This is a genomic window from Hydrogenophaga bisanensis, assembly GCF_042665135.1.
Classification (GTDB): Bacteria; Pseudomonadota; Gammaproteobacteria; order Burkholderiales; family Burkholderiaceae_C; genus Hydrogenophaga; species Hydrogenophaga bisanensis.
This window is the reverse complement of sequence record NZ_JBHTBX010000007.1, coordinates 128,035-148,546: the sequence shown is the minus strand read 5'-3', so window position 1 is coordinate 148,546 and position 20,512 is coordinate 128,035. Positions and strand designations below refer to the sequence as shown.

The 20,512-nt window shown below is 66.7% G+C and carries 20 protein-coding genes; 12 read left to right on the top strand and 8 right to left on the bottom strand.

All coding sequences use genetic code 11. The features are described from left to right. Positions 1-16 precede the first annotated feature (16 nt). Genes ACFQNJ_RS12045 through ACFQNJ_RS12035 form a run of 3 tightly spaced genes read left to right on the top strand, consistent with a single transcriptional unit; the run spans position 17 to position 3,538 of the window. Positions 17-823: a carbon-nitrogen hydrolase family protein gene (locus ACFQNJ_RS12045; protein ID WP_374640773.1), complete on the top strand. Its 807-nt coding sequence runs from the start codon at positions 17-19 to the stop codon at positions 821-823. Between the two features lie 15 nt (positions 824-838). After that, a complete protein-coding gene (locus ACFQNJ_RS12040) occupies positions 839-2,872 on the top strand; it encodes a two-component system sensor histidine kinase NtrB (RefSeq protein WP_382257611.1) in 2,034 nt (677 codons plus the stop codon). 36 nt (positions 2,873-2,908) lie between these two features. Next, on the top strand, positions 2,909-3,538 hold the full coding sequence (locus ACFQNJ_RS12035; RefSeq protein ID WP_374640771.1) for a response regulator transcription factor: 630 nt from the start codon (positions 2,909-2,911) through the stop codon (positions 3,536-3,538). A gap of 17 nt (positions 3,539-3,555) precedes the next feature. On the opposite strand, the gene ACFQNJ_RS12030 is transcribed toward ACFQNJ_RS12035, so the two are convergent. Continuing rightward, on the bottom strand, positions 3,556-3,792 hold the full coding sequence (locus ACFQNJ_RS12030) for a hypothetical protein (protein WP_382257606.1): 237 nt from the start codon (positions 3,790-3,792) through the stop codon (positions 3,556-3,558). Positions 3,793-3,841: 49 nt separating this feature from the next. Between ACFQNJ_RS12030 and mltA the strand changes: the two genes are divergently transcribed. Genes mltA through ACFQNJ_RS12010 form a run of 4 tightly spaced genes read left to right on the top strand, consistent with a single transcriptional unit; the run spans position 3,842 to position 7,388 of the window. Next, positions 3,842-4,942: a murein transglycosylase A gene (mltA, locus tag ACFQNJ_RS12025; protein ID WP_382257603.1), complete on the top strand. Its 1,101-nt coding sequence runs from the start codon at positions 3,842-3,844 to the stop codon at positions 4,940-4,942. A 46-nt stretch (positions 4,943-4,988) separates the two neighbouring features. Beyond that, on the top strand, positions 4,989-5,783 hold the full coding sequence (gene cysQ / locus ACFQNJ_RS12020) for a 3'(2'),5'-bisphosphate nucleotidase CysQ (protein WP_382257600.1): 795 nt from the start codon (positions 4,989-4,991) through the stop codon (positions 5,781-5,783). Positions 5,784-5,827: 44 nt separating this feature from the next. Then, the gene (locus ACFQNJ_RS12015) at positions 5,828-6,157 is read left to right on the top strand and encodes a helix-turn-helix domain-containing protein (protein WP_382257597.1); all 330 of its coding nucleotides are present in this window, start codon (positions 5,828-5,830) and stop codon (positions 6,155-6,157) included. Continuing rightward, a complete protein-coding gene (locus ACFQNJ_RS12010) occupies positions 6,150-7,388 on the top strand; it encodes a type II toxin-antitoxin system HipA family toxin (protein ID WP_382257594.1) in 1,239 nt (412 codons plus the stop codon). Before ACFQNJ_RS12015 ends, ACFQNJ_RS12010 begins: the two co-directional genes overlap by 8 nt. A gap of 250 nt (positions 7,389-7,638) precedes the next feature. Here the strand turns inward: ACFQNJ_RS12010 and ACFQNJ_RS12005 are convergent, their stop codons facing one another. From ACFQNJ_RS12005 to ACFQNJ_RS11980, 6 genes are all read right to left on the bottom strand, one after another. Next, positions 7,639-8,118, bottom strand: coding sequence for a hypothetical protein (locus ACFQNJ_RS12005; RefSeq protein WP_382257592.1), 480 nt, complete (start codon positions 8,116-8,118; stop codon positions 7,639-7,641). A gap of 72 nt (positions 8,119-8,190) precedes the next feature. Further along, the gene (locus tag ACFQNJ_RS12000) at positions 8,191-10,203 is read right to left on the bottom strand and encodes a hypothetical protein (RefSeq protein ID WP_382257590.1); all 2,013 of its coding nucleotides are present in this window, start codon (positions 10,201-10,203) and stop codon (positions 8,191-8,193) included. Further along, complete coding sequence (locus ACFQNJ_RS11995; protein ID WP_382257588.1) at positions 10,200-11,015, bottom strand: COG1470 family protein; 816 nt, start codon at positions 11,013-11,015, stop codon at positions 10,200-10,202. The genes ACFQNJ_RS12000 and ACFQNJ_RS11995 overlap by 4 nt, the downstream gene beginning before the upstream one ends. After that, on the bottom strand, positions 11,012-11,467 hold the full coding sequence (locus ACFQNJ_RS11990) for a hypothetical protein (RefSeq protein WP_382257586.1): 456 nt from the start codon (positions 11,465-11,467) through the stop codon (positions 11,012-11,014). The genes ACFQNJ_RS11995 and ACFQNJ_RS11990 overlap by 4 nt, the downstream gene beginning before the upstream one ends. Then, positions 11,464-12,084, bottom strand: coding sequence for a hypothetical protein (locus ACFQNJ_RS11985; RefSeq protein ID WP_382257583.1), 621 nt, complete (start codon positions 12,082-12,084; stop codon positions 11,464-11,466). Before ACFQNJ_RS11985 ends, ACFQNJ_RS11990 begins: the two co-directional genes overlap by 4 nt. A gap of 13 nt (positions 12,085-12,097) precedes the next feature. Further along, positions 12,098-12,676 (bottom strand): hypothetical protein, encoded by a 579-nt coding sequence (locus tag ACFQNJ_RS11980; RefSeq protein WP_382257580.1) that lies wholly within the window; start codon positions 12,674-12,676, stop codon positions 12,098-12,100. A 368-nt stretch (positions 12,677-13,044) separates the two neighbouring features. On the opposite strand from ACFQNJ_RS11980, the gene ACFQNJ_RS11975 reads away from it, so the two are divergent. Next, a complete protein-coding gene (locus tag ACFQNJ_RS11975) occupies positions 13,045-13,281 on the top strand; it encodes a hypothetical protein (RefSeq protein WP_382257577.1) in 237 nt (78 codons plus the stop codon). A gap of 3 nt (positions 13,282-13,284) precedes the next feature. Further along, positions 13,285-13,671, top strand: coding sequence for a type II toxin-antitoxin system death-on-curing family toxin (locus ACFQNJ_RS11970; protein WP_382257574.1), 387 nt, complete (start codon positions 13,285-13,287; stop codon positions 13,669-13,671). Between the two features lie 30 nt (positions 13,672-13,701). On the opposite strand, the gene ACFQNJ_RS11965 is transcribed toward ACFQNJ_RS11970, so the two are convergent. Further along, positions 13,702-14,184 carry an Lrp/AsnC family transcriptional regulator gene (locus tag ACFQNJ_RS11965; RefSeq protein ID WP_382257571.1) on the bottom strand — a complete coding sequence of 161 codons (483 nt, stop codon included), beginning with the start codon at positions 14,182-14,184 and terminating at the stop codon, positions 13,702-13,704. 177 nt (positions 14,185-14,361) lie between these two features. Here ACFQNJ_RS11965 and ACFQNJ_RS11960 point away from each other — a divergent pair, with 177 nt between their 5' ends. The 3 genes from ACFQNJ_RS11960 (at position 14,362) to secD (ending at position 20,492) form a co-directional block, all read left to right on the top strand. Continuing rightward, entirely contained in the window at positions 14,362-17,955 is a 3,594-nt protein-coding gene (locus ACFQNJ_RS11960; RefSeq protein ID WP_382257568.1) for an indolepyruvate ferredoxin oxidoreductase family protein, read from the top strand. 177 nt (positions 17,956-18,132) lie between these two features. Further along, a complete protein-coding gene (gene yajC / locus ACFQNJ_RS11955; protein WP_382257565.1) occupies positions 18,133-18,453 on the top strand; it encodes a preprotein translocase subunit YajC in 321 nt (106 codons plus the stop codon). A 155-nt stretch (positions 18,454-18,608) separates the two neighbouring features. Next, positions 18,609-20,492, top strand: coding sequence for a protein translocase subunit SecD (gene secD / locus ACFQNJ_RS11950; RefSeq protein WP_382257563.1), 1,884 nt, complete (start codon positions 18,609-18,611; stop codon positions 20,490-20,492). Positions 20,493-20,512: the final 20 nt, after the last annotated feature.

Here is a 20,512-nt window from a genome sequence, read left to right as displayed (position 1 = left end):
TCAGGAGCTGTCCACCATGCGAGTCGCCGCCATCCAGATGGTCTCGGGCACCAGCCTTGACGCCAACCTCAGTGAAGCCCTGCGCCTGCTGCGCCAGGCCGCGCAGTCTGGCGTCGAGCTGGCCGTGCTGCCCGAGTATTTCTGCTTCATGGGCCACAAGGACGAAGACAAGCTGGTGCTGGCCGAAACGCCGGGGCTGGGTACCGTGCAGGACTTCCTCTCGGACGCCGCGCGCGACCTCAAGATGTGGATCGTCGGCGGTACCCTGCCCATGGCCACCGACGACCCCACCCACGCGGCCAATGCCTCGCTGAGCTACACGCCCAAGGGGCACTGCGCCAGCCGCTACGACAAGATCCACCTGTTCCGTTACGACAACGGCCGCGAGCGCTATGACGAGGCGGCCGTGCTCAAGGCCGGCGACACGCCCACGGTCTTCGAGCTGACCGACCATGCCGGTGTGCACTGGCGCGTGGGCCAGAGCGTCTGCTACGACCTGCGTTTTGCCGAGCTTTACCGCGCGCTGGCGGCCGATCTGATCCTGGTACCGGCGGCCTTCACTTACACCACCGGTCAGGCCCACTGGGAGGTGCTGCTTCGCGCCCGCGCCATCGAGAACCAGGCCTACGTGCTGGCCAGTGCCCAGGGCGGGACGCACGAGAACGGACGCCGCACCTGGGGCCACAGCATGGTGATCGACCCCTGGGGCGAGGTCATGGCCCTGCAGTCGGGCGGTCCTGGCGTGGTCATTGCCGACATCGACATGGAGCGCCTGCGCAGCGTGCGCGAGCAATTGCCCTCCCTGCAGCATCGTCGTCTGTGACCGGACGCTGACGGCATGAAGCTGCCTGCGCGCCTTGCCGTGCTGGCCTCGCGGCGCTGGCTGCTGTGGGGCGCGCTGCTGCTGCTGGTGGTGGCGCTGCTTGTGGTGCTGGTGTTTCTGGCGGCCGAGTACGAAGAGGGCCGCGACCAGTCCGCTCTGGAGGCTGACGTGGCCGCCACCGCCAGCGACATCCGCGCCGGTCTGCTGCGCAACGTCCAGACGCTGCAATCCCTGCACAGCGTGGCGCCGACGGCCGCCTCCTGGGAGGCGCCGGCCGCCGAACTGCTGGCCATCAGCCGCGAGTTGGTCCGGCTGGAGTGGCGCGACAACCAGCTGAACCTGCTGGCCTGGCGCGATTCGCCCTACCAGGCGGGCCTGTTCGACATGCTGCCGCGCCAGGACGCCCTGCCGGATCTGCGGCTGGCCTGCGAGAACGCGCGGCGCCTGTCTGGGCACGCGTTCTCGCCCAGCTACTTCTGGCCCCTGCCCGGTGGCCAGGGACTGGAGCTGGTGGAGATGTGCCTGCCGGTGGTCAGGGCCGGCAAGCCGCAGGGGTACCTGGTGGCCACCTACTCGCTGCACGGCATCCTGTCCGAGCTGACCAACCGCGATCTGCTGCGCGGGCGCGGTCTGGCCTTCACCGATGCCGATGGCACCCGTCTGGCCCTGTACAGCTCCGTGCCGGTGCGCCGCCGCCTGCTGGTGGCCAACCATCTCATCGACATGCAAGGGATGACCCTGGTGCTGCGCATGGAAAGCGCCCGGGCCGCCTACGGATTGTTCCCCAACGTCCTCACCGCGGTGGTGGGGGTGCTGTCGCTGTCGCTGCTGGCGGTGCTGGCGCTGCTGGGGCGCGACATCCGCCGGCGCCAGCGCGCCGAGACCGAGCTGGCCGCCGCCCTGGCCTTTCGCAAGGCCATGGAGGACTCGCTGGTCACCGGCCTGCGTGCGCGCGACATGGAAGGGCGCATCACCTACGTCAACCCGGCCTTCTGCCAGATGGTGGGGTTCCCGGCCGATCAGCTGGTGGGCAGCGGTATACCGGCGCCGTGGTGGCCGCCCGAACTGGTGGACGAGTACCAGCAGCGCCAGGCGGTGCGCCTGGCCGGCAATGCCCTGCCGCGCGAGGGATGGGAATCGGTGTTCCAGCGCAGCGACGGCACCCGGTTTCCGGTGCTGATCATCGAAGCGCCTCTGATCGACGCCCGGGGTGTGCAGACCGGCTGGATGAGCGCGATCCTGGACATGACCGAACAGCGCCGGATCGAAGAACTCAACCGCGCCTCCCAGGAACGGCTGCAGGCCACCGCGCGGCTGGCCACCGTCGGTGAAATGGCCTCGCTGCTCAGTCATGAGCTCAACCAGCCGCTGGCGGCGATTGCCAGCTACACCACGGGACTGATCAACCTGATGGATCAGGCGCCGGCCGAGGACTTGCCGCCCGCCGAACTGCGCCAGGCCATCCGGCGCATCGGGGAGCAGGCCGATCGCGCCGGCCGTGTCATCCGCAGCGTGGCCGACTTCGTCCGGCGTCGCGAGCAGGCCCGTGAAACCGTCTCCCCGGCCGCCCTGTTCGATGCCATCGGCCCGCTGATTCACCTGCAGGCCAAGAAGACGGCCATCCGGCTGCACACCGACATCGCCGCCGACTGCCCGGCGGTCAGTTGCGACCGCACCATGGTCGAACAGGTGTTGCTGAACCTGGCGCGCAACGGCATGCAGGCCATGCCCGACGGCGAGCCGCCGCTGCGCTCGGGTCTGCGGGTGCTGACGATGTCGGCGCGGCCGGTGCGACCTCTGGCCGGCACCGATGCGTCAGCCGCTTCGGGACGTCTGTGGGTCGAGTTTGCCGTCACCGATCACGGCATCGGCCTGGCGCCCGAGGTGGCCGAGAAACTCTTCACGCCGTTTTTCACCACCAAGTCCGAAGGCATGGGCCTGGGGCTGAGCCTGTGCCGCACGGTCATCGAGCAGCACGGCGGCGCGCTTACCCACGAGCCCGCCCAGCCCCGCGGCACGGTGTTCCGGTTCACCCTCCCCGCGGGCTGATGTTTGACGCTGGCCACCTCGGTCTATCATCCGCCCATGACGCCCCATCCCGACGCCCGCATCTACCTGGTCGATGACGACGCCGGTGTGCGCGAGGCCTTGTCGTGGCTGCTGCGCACCCGTCGCCTGCTCAGTGTCGGTTTCGACAGTGCCGAGGCTTTCCTGGCGGAGGTTCAGGGCTGGCGTGCCGAACCCGATGTGCCCTGCTGCCTGCTGCTGGATGTGCGCATGCCGGGCATGAGCGGACTGGCCCTGTTCGACCACCTGCTCACGCAGCCCTGGCAGGCCTTGATGCCGGTGATCTTCCTCTCCGGTCATGCGGATGTGCCCACGGCGGTCGACGCGGTCAAGCGGGGCGCCTTCGATTTCTGCGAGAAGCCGTTTTCAGACAACGCCCTGGTCGACCGAATCGAGCAGGCGCTGGCGCAGTCGGCGCAGGTGCTGGCCCAGCGCACCGCCCGGCGCAGCCTTCAGCAACGCCTTGACAGCCTGACCGATCGGGAGCGGGATGTGATGCGGCTGGTGGTCGACGGCCTGCCGAACAAACTGGTCGCCGATCAGCTCAACATCAGTGTGCGAACGGTCGAGGTTCACCGATCGCGCGTGTTCGACAAGATGGGTGTCAAGTCGGCGGTGGAACTGGCCAATGCCTTGCGTGCATCCTGAGCCGACGGGGGCCTGGTTCAACTGCGAGGGGTCGGCGGTTCGCCCGGGTCCTTTTCGTCCGCTGTCCTGTCGTGAACCTCGTCGCGCAGTTCACCGTTCTTGCGCCCGGAAAACATCGTCCACCAGACAATGAAGATCAGCAGCAAAAAGGCGCCCAGCGCCTCCAGCAACAACAAGGTCATGCCAACATCCGGTGAAAAGTGTTCGGTGCCAGTCCGGCGCGCCAGCGTGGGTCGCTGGCGCCAGGCGCTCATGGGCGGCATTGTAGGAATTCTGGCCGGCTGCGCCGTGGTCACCCAGGACATGCCCTCCGCCCCCGCGGGGGCACCCGTCACCGCGGCGCCGGCGCCCGTGGTCACCGTGCCGGATACCGGCACCCTGCCGCCACCGATTGTGCGCGGCAAGAGCCTGTGGACACCGGTGCGCTGGGCCGATGTGCCCGGCTGGGGCAGTGACGGGCTTCACGAAGCCTGGAACGCCTGGCTCAAGTCCTGCGAGCGGCCCGGCGAGGGCGCAGGCCCCGGCAGTGCGACCATCTGCGGCGAGGTGCGACAACTCTCGATCGCCAGTGCGCAGGAGCAGCACGACTGGGTCCAGCGCCGCTTCGTGCCCTATCGCATCACCGAATCCGACGGCCGGGCGCCGGAGGGTCTGCTGACGGGCTACTACGAACCCGTGCTGGCCGCCCGCCGCCTGCCCGATGCCACCTACCGGGTGCCGCTCTATGGCCTGCCACGCGACTGGCGGCGCGGCCAGACCTGGTACAGCCGCAAGGAGATCGACACCCAGCAGGCTGCACAACGTGCGCTGGAGGGCAGGGTGATTGCCTGGCTGGCTGATCCGATCGATGCCCTGATCCTGCAGATCCAGGGTTCCGGGCGCCTGACCATCAGCGAACCCGATGGCCGCCAGCGCCAGGTGCGCCTGGCCTTTGCCGCGCACAACGGCCACACCTACCGCAGTCCGGTGCGCTGGCTGCTTGATCAGGGCGCGATCAGGGAAGGCCACTGGGCGGCGGTGCGTGCCTGGGCCCGTCAGTATCCCCACCTGGTCAACGAGATGGTGTGGAGCAACCCGCGCACCGTGTTCTTCCGTGAAGAGGCGCTGGGGGAATTTGACGCCCGCTTCGGCCCGCGCGGCGCGCAGGGCGTGCCGCTGACGCCCGGCCGCTCCATCGCAGTCGATCCGCAAAGCATTCCGTACGGCACGCCAGTCTGGATGGCCACGCAAGGCCCCACGCTCAACCAGCAGCGGCTGGTGCTGGCCCAGGACACCGGTGGCGCCATCCTGGGCGCGGTGCGCGCCGATTACTTCACCGGCTGGGGTGGATTCACCGACCCCGCCTACACCGTGGCCGCGGCGCTCAAACAGCCCTTGCAGCTGTGGGCGCTGTGGCCGAGGTGATTGATCGCACACACATTGGAAGTCCCGCGCAGTCGGGCGTTCGGCCATGACCTCTGCCACACCCCATCACCTGCCCACCCTGCTCGACAGCCTCGTCCCCCTCATCCGCCAGGCCGGCGACGCCGTCATGGCCGTCTATGCCACCGACTTCGCCGTCACCGGCAAGGCCGACGCCTCCCCTGTGACTGAGGCGGACCGCCGGGCCGAGGACATCATCACCGCCGGTCTGGTTCGTTTGACCCCGGACATCCCCGTCGTGGGTGAAGAGGCCGAGGCGGAGGGCCGCGCGCCCACCGCGGTCGGCCAGCGCTTCTGGCTGGTCGATCCGCTGGACGGCACCAAGGAATTCATCCATCGCAACGGTGAGTTCACGGTCAACATCGCCCTGATCGACCAGGGGCGTGCGGTGCTTGGGCTGGTGCTGGCGCCGGCGCTGGGCCAGTTGTATGGCGGTGGCCCGGGCCTGGGCAGTTGGGTGGAAGATGCCCACGGCCATCGCCAGGCCATCGCCTGCCGGGCGGAGCCGCCCGAGGGCCTGACCGTGGTGGGCAGCCGCTCGCACGGCGATGCAGCGGCACTCGACGCCTTTTTGCAGGGCCGGCGCGTGGCGCAGGTGCGCAGCGCCGGTTCATCGCTCAAGCTGTGCCTGCTGGCGGCCGGTCAGGCCGACGTGTATCCGCGCTTTGGTCGCACCATGGAATGGGACATTGCCGCCGGCCATGCGGTGCTGGCCGGGGCAGGGGGCGCCGTTCAGGTCATCGACACCGGGCAGCCTCTGTCGTACGGCAAACCCGGCTGGGAGAACCCCCACTTTGTGGCGTGGGGTGACTGCCCGGTATGAAACTATGAATTGATCGAAAGGCATGAATGTGAAAAAATACTTTCATGCCCATGCGATCTCCTGCCGTCGACACGCTGCCATCGGCCGTGGAAGCTGCCCTGCGCAAGCTGGGGGCAGATCTGTCGATCGCCCGCAAGCGTCGAAAGCAATCGTTGGCCAACTGGGCTGCCCGCCTCAACGTGTCCGTGCCCACCCTGTCCAAGATGGAAAAGGGTGATCCCAGCGTATCTGCCGGGGTCTACGCCACCGCCTTGTGGCTGATGCAGCGCCACGAGGCGCTGGGAGGTCTGGCGGATCCCCAGGTCGATCTGGGCGCACTTGAGAGCGAAGTCCAGGCTGCTGTGCAGCGTGGGGTCCGGAGAACCCATGCTTGACCCCAGGCCCTACACCCCGCAAGACCAGCTGACGCTGTGGATGCTGACCGATCCTGTCCGGCCGGTGCGGGTGGGGCAACTGTCCCTGGTGCTGGGCGGTCAAGGTGTGGCTTTGCAGTACGACCCTTCCTGGCTGGCGGTCGGCTACGCGCTCAGTGAGGACCTGCCGCTGGTGGACACCCTCTTCATGCCCGCCCACAAGCAGGAAGCTGTCGGCGCGGTGGATGACGCGCGCCCGGACCGTTGGGGTGAGCGTGTCATGAAGAAATTCGAGCGTTCACCGCGGCTCTCATTGCTGGAGCAATTGCTGTTTGCCGGTGGTGATCGCTATGGCGCGCTGGGAGTCAGCCAACGGGCCGATGTGTACCAACCTTGGCCCACCTCACCCATGCCCCTGCTGGGTGACCTGATGACCATGCATGAGGTGGTTCGCAAGGTCATGGCCAACGAGCCCGTGTCTTTGCTGGAACAGCGGCTTCTCAGGCCAGGGGTCTCCTTGGGTGGTGCCCGGCCCAAGTCGCTGATCGAGATCGAGGGCGAACCCTGGCTGGTCAAGTTCTCTGAGGGGGAGGACGAGGATACCCCGCTGATCGAGCACGCCGCCATGACGCTGGCTGCACGTTGTGGCATCCAGGTGGCCACCACCCGCGCGTTGCCGGTGGGGGACCGCCATGCCGTCGCCGTCAGGCGGTTCGATCGGGTCGGGGGGCACCGGATCCATGTCATCTCCGCCCGCGTCGCCTTGCGGGCAGCGCATGGAGAGCCGGGCTATCCCCAGTTCTCGCAACTTCTGCGTCGTCTGCTCCCTGCCCAGGACATCGCTGCCGCACAAGCCCAGCTGTTTCGCCGGATGGTGTTCAACATCCTGATGGACAACACCGATGACCACGAAAAAAACCACGCCCTGATGCGCAGGACCGATGGCTTCTGGGCCTTGTCCCCCGCATTTGATGTGGTTCCAAGCCTCAGCGGGCTTGGCTATCAGGCCATGGAGATCGGGCGCGAAGGCACTGTGTCCTCTCTGGACAATGCACTGTCCGCTTGTGCTTCATTCGGTCTGAAACTGCCCGCGGCCAGAGCCATCATTCACGAGCTGGCTCAGGTCATCGGCGGGTGGCAGATGCATTTCCGGGCCTGTGGTGTCCGTGAAACCGACATTGCCCTGCTGGCACAGTACCTGGATGGTGGCGTGCCGGGGCAACTGAGGCGCAGCGTGATCAGCCGCCCCTAAGCGCCCTCAAGCTCGCTCAGGACTTGGCTGGCGGTGTGTCAACGCACTCCAGCGTGGGCCGGCTCTTGCGTGCGTCCCTGCACATTGTGTTGGAGGTGGCGCGGTTGCGCGCTTCTACATCCGCGGTGTAGGTGCCCAGACCGGTGGCCGGGCCAATCAGCGGGCATACGGCTGCGGCTGCATGGACTGACAAAACACCCAAGAAATGTGTACAAGAATTCACACTGGCCAGAACAGGGTCAGGCGGAGATCAGATGGCGTGCAGGTCGGTTTGCACTGGCCAGGGCAGCGGCTGTGTCTGGCCGTGCGCCTCAAAACGATGCACCAGCGCGATCGCGGTGCGACCGATGCGCTGGGTGCACAGGCGGTAGCCGTCGCCGCCCAGGGGAGTCAGGCTGGCCGACGCCGGGTCGGCCACCTGCACCTGCCAGCCGCTGACCTGGGGCAGCGCCAGGCGCAACTGCATGCACAGGCCGCGCCGCAGGTTGCTGAACACGACCAGGCGCTGTTCGGCCCGGTGCATGCCCCTGTCCAGGTCATCTGCAACCGTTTGCAACGGATGCTGGTTCGATTCCAGTTGGGCCACGGCGGGCACAAGAATACGAAAGTTGAGGTGGGCGCTGGCCTTGCCGCCGGGTTCGGCGCGGGCGGTGTCGGCCTGCACAGGGCCAGCCGACAGCAGGCCGGCAGCGACCAGCAGCAGGGCAGACAGCGCAGGAACACAGTTCATGTTCCTGTTATCGGCCAGCCGCGGCCGAACTTGATGCCTGGCTGGATGCCCTGCGGAGGGCCAATGGTCGCTTTACTGGTCGCGCTGGACCGGCATCAGCAGCTGGGTCGTTTCGCGCAGGCGCACATCCACCCTGACCTGGCCGTCGTCCACCGTGGACCAGGGCAGCGGCAGGGTTTCGCTGCGCAGGGTGACGGTGCGCGGGCCGGCGGCAACAAAGGGGAAGCTGAAGCGCCCGAAGTCGTCGGTGCGAACGGCGTAGCGGTTGTCCAGGAAGATGGTGACGCCGGCCACACCGGTCTCGCTGGCCTCCTGGCTGCCGTTGCGGTTGTTGTCGAAGAAGACCACGCCCTCGATCCGGCCGCCGCCTTCCTGCGGCTTGCCGCCCAGCGGTGCGCTGCGGCTGCCGCCCTGCAGCTCATACCGCAACAGGGCATAGAAGCTGCGGTCCGACAGGGTGGCCACCTCGGGCAGCGGAGGCGCCAGCGGGTCGAGCGAAGGCTGGGCACGGCTGCGCCCGGTGTTGCGGTTGTAGTGCCCTTCCAGCGTCCAGCCCTGGCTGACGCGCCAGTTGGCCGACAGGTTGACGTTCTGACGGCTTTCGCCGTCGCTGCCATGCTCGGTGAGCAGGGTGCCACGCAAGGTGGTGCGGCTGTTGACTGGCGCGACCACGGCCAGTGCGGCGGTGATGAAGTCCTCGGCAAGTTCGTTGCGTAAGGGCACGGCGCTGTAGCGACCGGCCGACAGGCTGGTGCTCAGACTCCAGCCCAGCGGCACGTCCCAGTCCTGGTCGTAGGTCAGCTGCTGGGTACGCTGCGCGTCGCTGGCACTGCCGTCGCTGAGCTCCAGCCGCAGGCTGCTGGTGCCCCAGCCGTTCTGCCAGCGCCAGTCGGCATAGCTGTTCCAGGCGTTGCTGCGGAAGCGCCGGAAGGTCAGACCCGCGCCCAGTGCGTGGTCGCGGTTGACACGCCATCGGGCGCTGCCGGTGGCATAGGCGCCATCGGCCCGCTCGCCGCTGAGGTTGCGCAGCCAGTCGATCGAGAAGTCGGTGACCAGCTGGCGGGTGCGCCAGTTGTTGCGGTAATAGATGCCGCTGAGGTCGTTGGCGATGGCCTGACCGGCCCAGCTGAGGTCCCGCTCGAAGCGGTACAGCCCGTAGCCGTGGGTGCGCGGGCCTTCCATCAGCTCGCCCTCGAACCAGTAGCCCAGCCGGTTGCCTTCGATGTCGCTGCTGCGGGTGCTGATCAGGCGGGCGTGGATGTGATAACGGTCGACCTCGTGGCTGAAGCCCACCAGTGTGGAGTCGGCGTCGACGCGGCGGTCCAGGCCGCTGGCACCGATCACGCCCCGGGCGTTTTCATGAAGGGCCGCCACCATCCAGCCGGGACGGCTGGGATCTTTGCCGGGCCGCAGCTGCCACTGACCGCCCACGGTGCTCACGCGGCCGGGCTGGCGGATAAAGGCGTTGAGCGGCTGACCCGCCAGGCGACCCGGGGTGCCGGTACTGACCTGCACCTGGCCGAAATTGGCCAGGGATTCGACCTCGGCGCTGACGCCACGCAGGGTCACCAGCGGCAGGAAGATCCGTGAGGGGGTACGCAGCACGTCGGGCGACGGGGCACCGATGACGCCGGCCTCCAGGTGGGCCAGACGGTCGGCGTCGAGCGGGATGCCGCGCTGGCGCAGCGTGACACTGCCCAGCCCTTCACGCGGCGCGTAGTTGCCGTCCATCGAGAACGTGCCGTGGTTGGGTGTCTCGATCAGACCGTACAGGGCCATGGACGACTGCACGGTGCGGGTGGGGTCGAAGGGCAGGGTGCCCAGCCGTGTCTCGAAGCGCAGGTAGCGGGGCAGCCCGCTGGCGTCGTAGCTGAACTCGGTATCGGCGTCGTCATCGGACAGGGTCAGGCCCTCGATGACGCGATCCTCATAAGTCTGATCGGTTTGCGTGCCGGTGGCGGTGCCGATGCTGGTGCGACCGCCGCTGCCTGCCGCAGACCCAGGTGCCTGCGCCTGGGCGGCCAGGCTCAGCAGGGCCACCAGTGGCAACAGCACAGCCCTGGCAAAGCGGCCCGCCAAGGTCATGGGGCGCTGAACTGCAGATCCAGCGGCACGCGCTGGTTGCCCGACTCCAGCTGTCCGGTGACACGCAGGGGAAAGCGCGGATCCGGGGCGGGCAGACCGGCCGCGGCCACCGGGTTGAGCGAGATGCGGCGGGTCTCGTTGGGCAGGATGGGCAGGTCGGCGGGCGCCAGCTCGATCTTCTTGCCACTGGCATCGGTGCCGTCGACGACACCATCCAGCCGGCCATGGGCCAGTCCGTTGTTGCGCACATCGATGACGGCCAGCGGTTTGCCCTCCCGCAGAATCACGCCGCTGCCGGTCACCGACAGATCCGGCGAGGCGTCGCCCACCGAGGCGTAGACGATGACACCAATGCGCCCGCCCACCTGAGGCACAGGACCCTGCACCTGGGCGGCATCGCGTCCCTCGACCATGAGGGCAAAGCGGCATTCACCCGCAGGGGTGTTGGCCGGGGGGGTGATCTCGAAGCGGTATCGGTAACGGTTGCCGGGGTTGAGCGTCAGTTCTCGCCGCTCGATGGCCACCCAGGGTCGGCAACTGCCGGGCACCAGGGCGTCGGTGAAGCTCACCGCGTGCTCGGGGCTGAGGGTCCAGTCGTTGGTATAGAAGCGGTAGGCGCCCGGCTGCGTGCCCACGTGCTGGATCTCCACGATGAGGCGCGTGGGCTTGCCCGGTGTCAGCTTGGCCTCGAAGCGCGGCGGCGAGACGAAGGCGGAGAAGCCCTGCGCCACCGAAGTGGCGGGCAGGCACATCAGGGCCATCAGGGCAGACAGGAGCAGGGCGCCCGGGGATCGTGTCGGCAGCAGACTCACGGGGTGTCAAACTCGAAGTGGAAATTCAGGCGGCGGGTATTGCCCCGCCAGTCGGAGAGGGAGCGCAGCCGCATGACGAACTGGTCTTCCAGCGTAGCCGTGGTCAGGGTGCCCGAATACACCAGCGTCCGTTCCCCCGACTGGATACGGCCGGGCAGCAGGCGGCCCTCGGTGGTCCACTCGGCCTCGATGGCCGAGGTGTCGTCGCGGTCAAGCACCAGGTAGACCTGCCCAGGGCGGCCCACCCATTCGCGGGTGTCGATGCGCACGTTCACGCGCACCCAGGCTTCCATGCCCGAGTCACGCTCGCCGCGGACGAAGGGGCGCCACTGCATCTGCACATTGGCTGGCACGGTGTGGGTGAGCGAATCGTCCAGCCGGTAGCTGCCCGCATGCGTGGCGCTGGCGCACATCCACAAGACCAGGGCGAGTGCGGCGGTTCGTCCGGTCATGGATTGCTCAGGGTGTAGGTCACCCGCCCGTTGTAGGTGCCCGCAGCCCGGATCGCCGAGTTGGCGTAACGGAAACTGTGGCAGTTCTCGATGTAGGTGTTGGCGGGCACCGTGGCCAGCGTCTGCGTGCCGGTGGTGAAGGTGCTCGCGCGGATGACGTTGGGGTTGGGGCTGCCGGCGGCCGAGACGGTCCAGCTGATTTCGCTGAACGGAATGGTGTCCCCGCTGGCGTTGGTCAGGACGGCTGGGGCGGTCACGCTGAGGATGGCGGTGGCCGGGGCACCGTTGTTGTTTCGCCGGTAAGAGGCACCGATCATGACCTGGTTGGCCGGGTCGGGGCAGGTGAGGTAGTTGTCACCGTACAGGCTGCGGGACTGGCTGCTGTTGCTGGTCATGGCCAGCGGGACGCCATTGCCCAGCTGGTTGGCCGGCACCGTCACCTCCACCCGGTTGATCGTGCCGTTGCCGCCATTGAGGGTGCCGTCACCCACGTGCAGGAACACCCGCCGCGATGCCGACGCGATCGACAGCGACCAGGCGCGCGCGTCCAGCACCGGCAGCGCTGAGACCAGCGCTGCGGCGGAAAGGGTCAGTGCATGACGAAGTGCGAGCGGCACCTCAGATCAGGCCTCAGGGCATGGACGCGGTGTAGGTGACCCGGCCGTTGTTGGTGTTGACGCCACCATAGGTGCCCGCCGCCGGAATGATGTTGTTCAGGTACGAGAAGGTCCACTGCGCCTGACTGTCGGTGATCTTGCCGGCGGTGGTGGGCAGGGTGGTGGATCCGCTGAAGTTGGTGGCAGGATGGGGTACTCCACCGCCAGACACCGCTGCCGAGTTCACGCCGATGGAGTCCCAGGGAATGGTGTCGCCGGCGCCATTGGACAGGTCGCCGGTGTTGTTCACTGCCAGGGTGATGGCGCCGTTGTTGCCCAGCACGCGCACCGGCACGGCGCCGCCGTTGGTCCGGCCGACGGGGTTGTTGTCGCCCAGCGTGGTGGTGGTGGGCAGGCTGAATTCAACGAGGTCCACGTTGTTGGCACCCGTCGAACCCACCTGCAGCAGCAGCACCTGCGGGATCACGACACGGAAATCCAGGCGCGCGGTGGCGGGGCTGCCGTTGATGACCAGATTGGATTCGGCCGACGCCAGCATCGGCGAGACCATGGCCAGCGCCAGGGCCGACTTGAGTACGAAAGCTTTTTTCACGACATTTCCTTCCAGAACCGGGGGCGGACCACATGAACACTTCGGTAGGACATGCGGCCGACGAACGGTGGCGATGCTATGAAAACTTTTGGTGGAGGGCAAGCGGAAAGCGAGAACTAAGTCACGAACAAGGGTTTTGTTGGTAGTCTTTTGAGCCCAAAGGTCGGAAATCGGCGATGAATGGCCGTTCTGGATCTCAAGTTTTCGGCTGGCTTGCCGCGCGAGAACTTGGGTATGTGTTTGATGCAGGGTGCACAAGGGTTGTGTCGCCAACCCTGTTGACCCATCGGGCATCGAGCGGCATCTCTATGCCGGCAACCGGCCTCATCCTGATATATCATGAAATGTCAAGATAAATCATGATGGGGATGGCAATGACGATTGCTGCTCGCGAAAAGTTTTCTTCTCAAGCTGCCCCGGAGGTGCTGGCGGCATTGCGCCAGATCGCTGAAAGCCAAGGTCGACAGTTTCAGGCGGTGCTAGACGATGCCCTGCGCGACTACATTGACCGGCAGCAGAAAGAACGCCCACGTCGCCATGTGATGACTGCGTTTGCGTCCAGCGTGGATGAGTTCGACAGTCTCTACCGCGAACTGGCCAAGTAAGTGGTGGCCCGCGATTTCCTCACCGTGGCCGACGTGCTCGGCATGCACACGGCGCTGATGCAGCGCTATGGCGGCGCCACTGGCGTGCGGGATCCTGGAGCTCTGGAGTCTGCGCTGTTCCGTCCGCAGACAGGCTACTACGATGACGTCGTGAACGAGGCGGCCGCCTTGATGGAAAGCCTGGCGATCAACCATCCGTTTGTGGACGGCAACAAGCGCATCGCCTTTGCGGCTGCCGACGTGTTTCTCCGCATCAACGGATGGCGGCTGAAACGTGCTCCGGCACAGATCTACGCGGAGATGATGCAGATGTTCGAATCGGGCGCGTTTGATATCGCTCACCTCGATCCATGGCTGCGGTCTTTCGCCAGTCCGCCTGAGCGCGATTAACGATAGAACGGATGGCGAGATTCTCTGCCCTCAGTGACGTTGGGCCAGATGCCCCAGCGGCAGCGCGCCGCCGGCCTTGACCTCGCCCAGCGAGAAGCTGGTGTGCAGGTCCTTGACGTTGGGCAGGTTAATGAGCACCTCGCGTGCAAAGCGGCTGAACTCGGTCAGGTCCGGGCAGACCACCTGCAGCTCGAAGGTGCCCGAGCCGCTGATGTAGTGGCAGGAGACGATCTCGGGGATCTTGCGGATGGCCGCTTCCATGTGGCGCAGCACATCGCCGCTGTTGCGCTCGGCGTCCAGCCGCACAAAGGCCAGCACCCCCAGGCCGATCTTCGCGCGATTGAGTTCGGCCCGGTAGCCGGTGATGTAGCCCGCTTCTTCCAGGGCCCGAACGCGGCGCCAGCAGGGCGCGGCCGACAGGCCGACCCGGCTGGCCAGTTCGGCGTTGGTCAGGCGGCCGTCGGATTGCAGTTCGTGCAGGATGGCCAGATCAAACTTGTCAAGTGTTTCCATGATGAGACTATTCTAGAAAGAGTCTTTCTTCATCGTGGCAAATCAGGGCACGAAAAGCAAACACCTGTCGGCGGTGCGGCCATACACTGTGCGGCACACTGCACGGAGCCGAACCGGCTTCTTGTCGTCCACCGAAACCGCCCACAAGGTGGTCCCACCCCACGCAGGAGACAACACATGAACGCGCCGCTGCCCGAGCACATTCGCAAGGCCCTGGAAACCGTTACGCTGGACGACAAGTACGCGCTGGACCATGGTCGCGCCTTCATGAGCGGGGTGCAGGCCCTGGTCAAGCTGCCCATGCTGCAGCGCCAGCGCGACGCCCTGATCGGCAAGAACACCGGCGGCTTCATCAGCGGCTACCGCGGATCGCCGCTGGGGGGCTACGACCAGGCGCTGCAGAAGGCCCAGAAATACCTGGCCGCGCAGAACATCGTGTTCCAGCCCGGTGTGAACGAGGAACTGGCCGCCACCGCCATCTGGGGTACCCAGCAGCTGGGTTTTGCCCCGCCCGGCAGCAACAAGTTCGATGGCGTTTTCGGCATCTGGTACGGCAAGGGCCCTGGCGTGGACCGCTGCTCGGACGTCTTCAAGCACGCCAACATGGCCGGCACCACGCCCTGGGGCGGGGTGATTGCGGTGGCCGGTGACGACCACGTGGCCAAGAGCTCCACCGCCGCGCACCAGAGCGACCACATCTTCAAGGCCTGCGGCCTGCCGGTGTTCTTTCCGGCCACGGTGCAGGAGATCCTGGACCTGGGCATCCACGCCTTTGCCATGAGCCGCTTCAGCGGCGTGTGGACCGGCATGAAGACGATCCAGGAGATCGTCGAGTCCAGCGCCACCGCGATGATCGACCCCGAGCGGGTGGAGATCGTCATCCCCGAGTTCGAGATGCCGCCGGGCGGCGTGCACATCCGCTGGCCCGACCACGCGCTGGACCAGGAAGCGCGCCTGTTCGACTACAAGTGGTACGCGGCCCTGGCCTATGTGCGCGCCAACCGCCTGAACCACAACGTGATCGCCGGCCCGAACGACCGTTTCGGCATCATCGCCAGCGGCAAGGCCTACAACGACATGCGCCAGGCGCTGATCGACCTGGGTCTGGACGATGCCACCTGCCGCCAGCTGGGCATCCGCGTGCACAAGGTGGCGGTGGTGTGGCCGCTGGAGGCGTCCATCACCCGTGAATTCGCCACCGGCCTGCGCGAGATCCTGGTGGTTGAGGAAAAGCGCCAGGTCATCGAATACCAGCTCAAGGAAGAGCTCTACAACTGGCGCCCCGACGTGCGCCCCAACGTGCTGGGCAAGTTCGACGAGGTCGAGGGCGACCACAGCGGTGGCGAGTGGAGCAAGCCCAACCCCAGCAGCAATGCGCTGTTGCGCGCCAACGCCGACCTGTCGCCCGCGCTGATCGCCCGGGCCATTGCCAAGCGCCTGAAGAAGCTGGGCCTGCCGCAGGACATCGAATCGCGCATCGACGCGCAGCTGGCGATCCTGGATGCCCAGGAAAAGTCCACCCAGACGCTGCTGCTGCAGTCTTCGCCCGACGCCAACCGCCAGCCCTGGTTCTGCAGCGGCTGCCCGCACAACACCAGCACCAGGGTGCCCGAGGGCTCGCGCGCCATGGCGGGCATCGGTTGCCACTTCATGACCATCTGGATGGACCGCGCCACCGTGGGTTTCACCCAGATGGGCGGCGAGGGCGTGCCCTGGGTAGGCCAGCAACCCTTCAGCCACGATCAGCACATGTTCGCCAACCTGGGCGACGGCACCTACTTCCACAGCGGCATCCTGGCCATCCGCCAGAGCATCGCTGCCGGGGTGAACATCACCTACAAGATTCTGTACAACGACGCGGTGGCCATGACCGGCGGCCAGCAGGTGGGTGAGCGGCCCGAGGGCCACAGCGTGGTGCAGATTGCCCAGAGCATGCGCGCCGAGGGCGTCGTCAAGATCACCATCGTGACCGACGAGCCCGAGAAGTACGCGGGCGTGACCGGCATTCCGGCGGGCATCGCCATCCAGCACCGCGACACCCTGGATGCGGTGCAGCGCGAGTTCCGCGAAATCAAGGGCACCACGGTCATCATCTACGACCAGACCTGCGCCACCGAAAAGCGCCGCCGCCGCAAGCGCGGCACCATGGCCGAGCCGGACCAGCGCGTGGTCATCAACGAGCTGGTGTGCGAGGGCTGCGGCGACTGCGGCGTGCAGAGCAACTGCCTGAGCGTCGAGCCGCTGGAGACCGAATTCGGCCGCAAGCGCCGCATCAACCAGAGCACCTGCAACAAGGACTTCTCCTGCGTCAAGGGCTTCTGCCCGAGCTTCGTCACCGTCAAGGGCGGGCAGCTGCGCAAGAAGGACAAGAAGGGTGCTGGCGTGGAGTGGAGTGGCGGTGCCGTGCCGTCGCCGAAGCTGCCGGCACTGGGCGCCGACGCCTGGGGTATCGTGGTGGCCGGCGTGGGTGGCACGGGTGTGATCACCATCGGCCAGCTGCTGGGCATGGCCGCGCACATCGAAGGCAAGGGCATCGTCACCCAGGACGCGGCGGGCCTGGCTCAGAAGGGCGGCGCCACCTGGAGCCATGTGCTCATCGGTGCCAGCCAGGAGCACATCCGCACCACGCGGGTGGGCACGGCCTCGGCCGACCTGGTGATCGGCTGCGACCCGATCGTGGCGGCCGGCAAGGAAACCCTCCAGCGCCTGCGCACCGGTCGCAGCCACGTGGCCCTGAACACCAGCGCCACCCCCACGGCGGCCTTCGTCAAGAACACCGAATGGCAGAACCCGGCGCAGTCCTGCGTGGACTCGCTGGTGCAGATCCTGGGCGATGTCGATGTGGGCCGCTTCGATGCCGAGGCCGCCGCCACCAAGCTGATGGGCGATTCCATCTACACCAACCCCATGATGCTGGGCTATGCCTGGCAAAAGGGCTGGGTGCCGCTGGGCCTGGAGGCGCTGATGCGCGCCATCGAGCTCAACGCGGTGCAGGTGGAGAAGAACAAGCAGGCGTTCGAATGGGGTCGCCGGGCGGCCCACGATCCCCAGGCCATGGCCGCCCTGCTCACGCAGGCCGCCGGCACCGCCCAGGTGATCCAGTTCAAGCCGCGCGAGACGGTGGACAGCCTGCTGGCCCGCCGTGTGGAATTCCTGACTGGCTACCAGGATGCCGCTTATGCCGGCCAGTACGAGCTGTTTGTTCGCAAGGTGCAGCAGGCCGAGGCCAGGCTGGGCAAGACCGCCCTGACCGAGGCCGTGGCCCGCTACCTGTTCAAGGTGATGGCCTACAAGGACGAGTACGAGGTGGCGCGCCTGCACACCGATCCGTCCTTCCAGGCCAAGGTGGCCGAGCAGTTCGAGGGCAATTTCGAGCTGCGCCTGCACCTGGCGCCGCCCCTGTTTGCCAAGAAGAACGACAAGGGCGAACTGATCAAGCAGCAGTACGGCCCCTGGATGCTCAAGGCCATGGGCGTGCTGGCCAAGCTCAAGGGACTGCGCGGCACGGCACTGGACATCTTCGGCCGCACCGAGGAGCGCCGGATGGAGCGTGCACTGATCGCCCAGTACCGCGAGGACATCGAGCGGATCCTGGCCGGCCTGAACGCCGACAATCATGCGCTGGCGCTGGAGATCGCCCGTCTGCCCGAGCAGATCCGTGGCTTCGGCCATGTGAAAGAGCGCCACTTCAAGGCCGCCCAATCGCGCCGCGAGCAGCTGCTGGCCCAGTGGCCCCACCCGGTGGCCGCCGCCGAGCAGCGCGCAGCCTGAGATCGCGGCCGCCAGCGCGGCCGTCTTCAGGAAAAAGCGGCAGGAACCTCAGTTCGCCCGTGTCACCGGTGCGGCATACAATGCCCGTTTGGGCCGAAGTGCTCCCGGTGACCGGCGACAGGCGGGTCGCCGGGTTTCGGCTGTCTGTCACAACCGTCGTTTCCGGAGACCTCTGACGTGTTCATTTCCAACGCTTACGCCCAGGCTGCCGCTGGTGGCGATACCCAGAACACCCTGATCAGCATGATTCCGCTGGTGCTGATGTTCGTGGTGCTGTATTTCGTGATGATCCGGCCCCAGATGAAGCGCCAGAAGGAGCACAAGGCCATGATCGAGGCCCTGGCCAAGGGCGACGAGGTGGTGACCGCCGGTGGTTTCCTGGGCAAGGTGTCCAAGATCGGTGAGGTCTACATCGGTGTGGAACTTGCCAACGGCGTGGAAGTCCAGATGCAACGCACCGCCGTGGTCCAGGTGCTGCCCAAGGGAACTGTTAAATAACTCCCCCCTGCGCCGCTGCGCGGCTTCCCCCCTCTCTGGCGCCTTCGGCTTGGAGGGGGGACGGCACCAGTGGCCCGGCGGAGCCGGTTCCACGGTGCCCCTGACCGGTTCCGGCGCTGCTTCGATTCGATTTTTTGCCTACCGTAGGCTCGCTTATGAACCGTTATCCGCTGTGGAAGAACGCCATCATCGTGGTGGTTTTCCTGATCGGCCTGATCTATTCGCTGCCGAACCTGTTCGGTGAGTCGCCTGCGGTGCAGGTGTCTTCGGGCAAGGCCACGGTCAAGGTGGATACCGATACCCTGGCCAAGGTGGAGTCGGCACTGGCGGCCGAGAGCCTCAAGCCGTCGCTGGTGCAGTTCGACGGCAACTCGGTCAAGGCCCGGTTCGAGACGACCGACGACCAGATCAAGGCGCGCGACGTGCTGGAGCGCACCTTCAACCCCGATCCGGCGGCTCCGACCCATGTGGTGGCCCTGAACCTGCTGCCCCGCACGCCCGCCTGGCTGGCCAGCATGGGCGCCGCGCCCATGTACCTGGGTCTGGACCTTCGCGGTGGCGTGCACTTCCTGCTGGAAGTGGACATGGCCGCCGCCCTGCAGCGCCGGGCCGACGTGCTGGCCACCGACCTGCGCACCAGCCTGCGCGAAAAAGGCATCCGCCATGGCGGCATCAGCCGCAGCGGCCAGTCCATCGAGATCCGCACCGGCGACGCCTCGACCTTCGAGGCCGTGCGCAACGCGGTGCTCGACCAGTTCCAGGACCTTCAGGTGGCCGAGAACGCCGATCCCGCCAGCGGACGCCTGGTGGTGAGCATCCGACCCGAATCGGCCCGTGCTGTCCAGGACCAGGCCCTCAAGCAGAACATCACCACCCTGCACAACCGGATCAACGAGCTCGGCGTGGCCGAGCCGGTCATCCAGCAGCAGGGTGCCAACCGCATCGTGGTTCAGCTGCCTGGCGTGCAGGACACCGCCAAGGCCAAGGACATCCTGGGTCGCACCGCCACGCTGGAGGTGCGCCTGGTGGACGAAAGCGCCGAAGGCAAGGCCGCCGAGCGTGGCAACGGTCCTGTGCCGTTTGGCGCCGAGCGCTATCTGGAACGCAGTGGTCAGGCGGTCATCGTCAAGCGGGAAGTCCTGCTGACCGGCGAGAACCTCACCGATGCCCAGGCCGGTTTTGACGACCAGCAGCAGCCCGCGGTGCACCTGACCCTGGACAGCAAGGGTTCGCGCGTGTTTCGTGACGTCACGCGCGAGAACGTGGGCAAGCGCATGGCCATCATCCTGTTCGAGAAGGGGCAGGGCGAGGTGGTGACCGCGCCGGTCATCCGCACCGAGATCGGTGGCGGCCGGGTGCAGATCTCCGGTGCCATGACCACGGTGGAAGCCAACGACACGGCCCTGCTGCTGCGCGCAGGTTCGCTGGCTGCGCCGATGGAAATCATCGAGGAACGCACCATCGGCCCGAGCCTGGGCGCCGAGAACATCGCCAAGGGCTTCAACAGCGTGATCTGGGGCTTTGCGGTCATCGTGATCTTCATGAGCGTGTACTACATGCTCTTTGGCGTCTTCTCCAGTCTGGCGCTGGCCTTCAACCTGGTGCTGCTGGTGGCGGTGCTGTCCATGCTGCAGGCCACGCTGACCCTGCCCGGCATTGCCGCCATGGCACTGGCGCTGGGCATGGCCATCGACGCCAACGTGCTGATCAACGAGCGTGTGCGTGAAGAGCTGCGCAATGGCGTCTCGCCGCAGACGGCCATCAACATCGGTTACGACAACGCCTGGGGCACCATCCTGGACTCCAACATCACCTCCCTGATTGCCGGTATCGCGCTGCTGATTTTCGGCTCCGGCCCGGTGCGGGGCTTTGCCGTGGTGCACTGCATCGGCATCCTGACCAGCATGTTCTCGGCTGTGGTGTTCTCGCGCGGTCTGGTCAACCTCTGGTACGGCCGGCAGAAGAAGCTCAAGAGCGTCTCCATCGGCACGGTCTGGCGCCCCGACGCGGATGGCAAGTCCGTTGCCAAGGCCGACTGACCCCACGAGCGCACACCAAG

Excerpts from the sequence above, each read along its gene's own strand:
- ACFQNJ_RS12045 (WP_374640773.1), top strand. The coding sequence starts at position 17 with ATGCGAGTCGCCGCCATCCAGATGGTCTCGGGCACCAGCCTTGACGCC.
- ACFQNJ_RS12040 (WP_382257611.1), top strand. The coding sequence starts at position 839 with ATGAAGCTGCCTGCGCGCCTTGCCGTGCTGGCCTCGCGGCGCTGGCTG.
- ACFQNJ_RS12035 (WP_374640771.1), top strand. The coding sequence starts at position 2,909 with ATGACGCCCCATCCCGACGCCCGCATCTACCTGGTCGATGACGACGCC.
- ACFQNJ_RS12030 (WP_382257606.1), bottom strand. The coding sequence starts at position 3,792 with ATGAGCGCCTGGCGCCAGCGACCCACGCTGGCGCGCCGGACTGGCACC.
- mltA (WP_382257603.1), top strand. The coding sequence starts at position 3,842 with ATGCCCTCCGCCCCCGCGGGGGCACCCGTCACCGCGGCGCCGGCGCCC.
- cysQ (WP_382257600.1), top strand. The coding sequence starts at position 4,989 with ATGACCTCTGCCACACCCCATCACCTGCCCACCCTGCTCGACAGCCTC.
- ACFQNJ_RS12015 (WP_382257597.1), top strand. The coding sequence starts at position 5,828 with ATGCCCATGCGATCTCCTGCCGTCGACACGCTGCCATCGGCCGTGGAA.
- ACFQNJ_RS12010 (WP_382257594.1), top strand. The coding sequence starts at position 6,150 with ATGCTTGACCCCAGGCCCTACACCCCGCAAGACCAGCTGACGCTGTGG.
- ACFQNJ_RS12005 (WP_382257592.1), bottom strand. The coding sequence starts at position 8,118 with ATGAACTGTGTTCCTGCGCTGTCTGCCCTGCTGCTGGTCGCTGCCGGC.
- ACFQNJ_RS12000 (WP_382257590.1), bottom strand. The coding sequence starts at position 10,203 with ATGACCTTGGCGGGCCGCTTTGCCAGGGCTGTGCTGTTGCCACTGGTG.
- ACFQNJ_RS11990 (WP_382257586.1), bottom strand. The coding sequence starts at position 11,467 with ATGACCGGACGAACCGCCGCACTCGCCCTGGTCTTGTGGATGTGCGCC.
- ACFQNJ_RS11975 (WP_382257577.1), top strand. The coding sequence starts at position 13,045 with ATGGCAATGACGATTGCTGCTCGCGAAAAGTTTTCTTCTCAAGCTGCC.
- ACFQNJ_RS11965 (WP_382257571.1), bottom strand. The coding sequence starts at position 14,184 with ATGGAAACACTTGACAAGTTTGATCTGGCCATCCTGCACGAACTGCAA.
- ACFQNJ_RS11960 (WP_382257568.1), top strand. The coding sequence starts at position 14,362 with ATGAACGCGCCGCTGCCCGAGCACATTCGCAAGGCCCTGGAAACCGTT.
- secD (WP_382257563.1), top strand. The coding sequence starts at position 18,609 with ATGAACCGTTATCCGCTGTGGAAGAACGCCATCATCGTGGTGGTTTTC.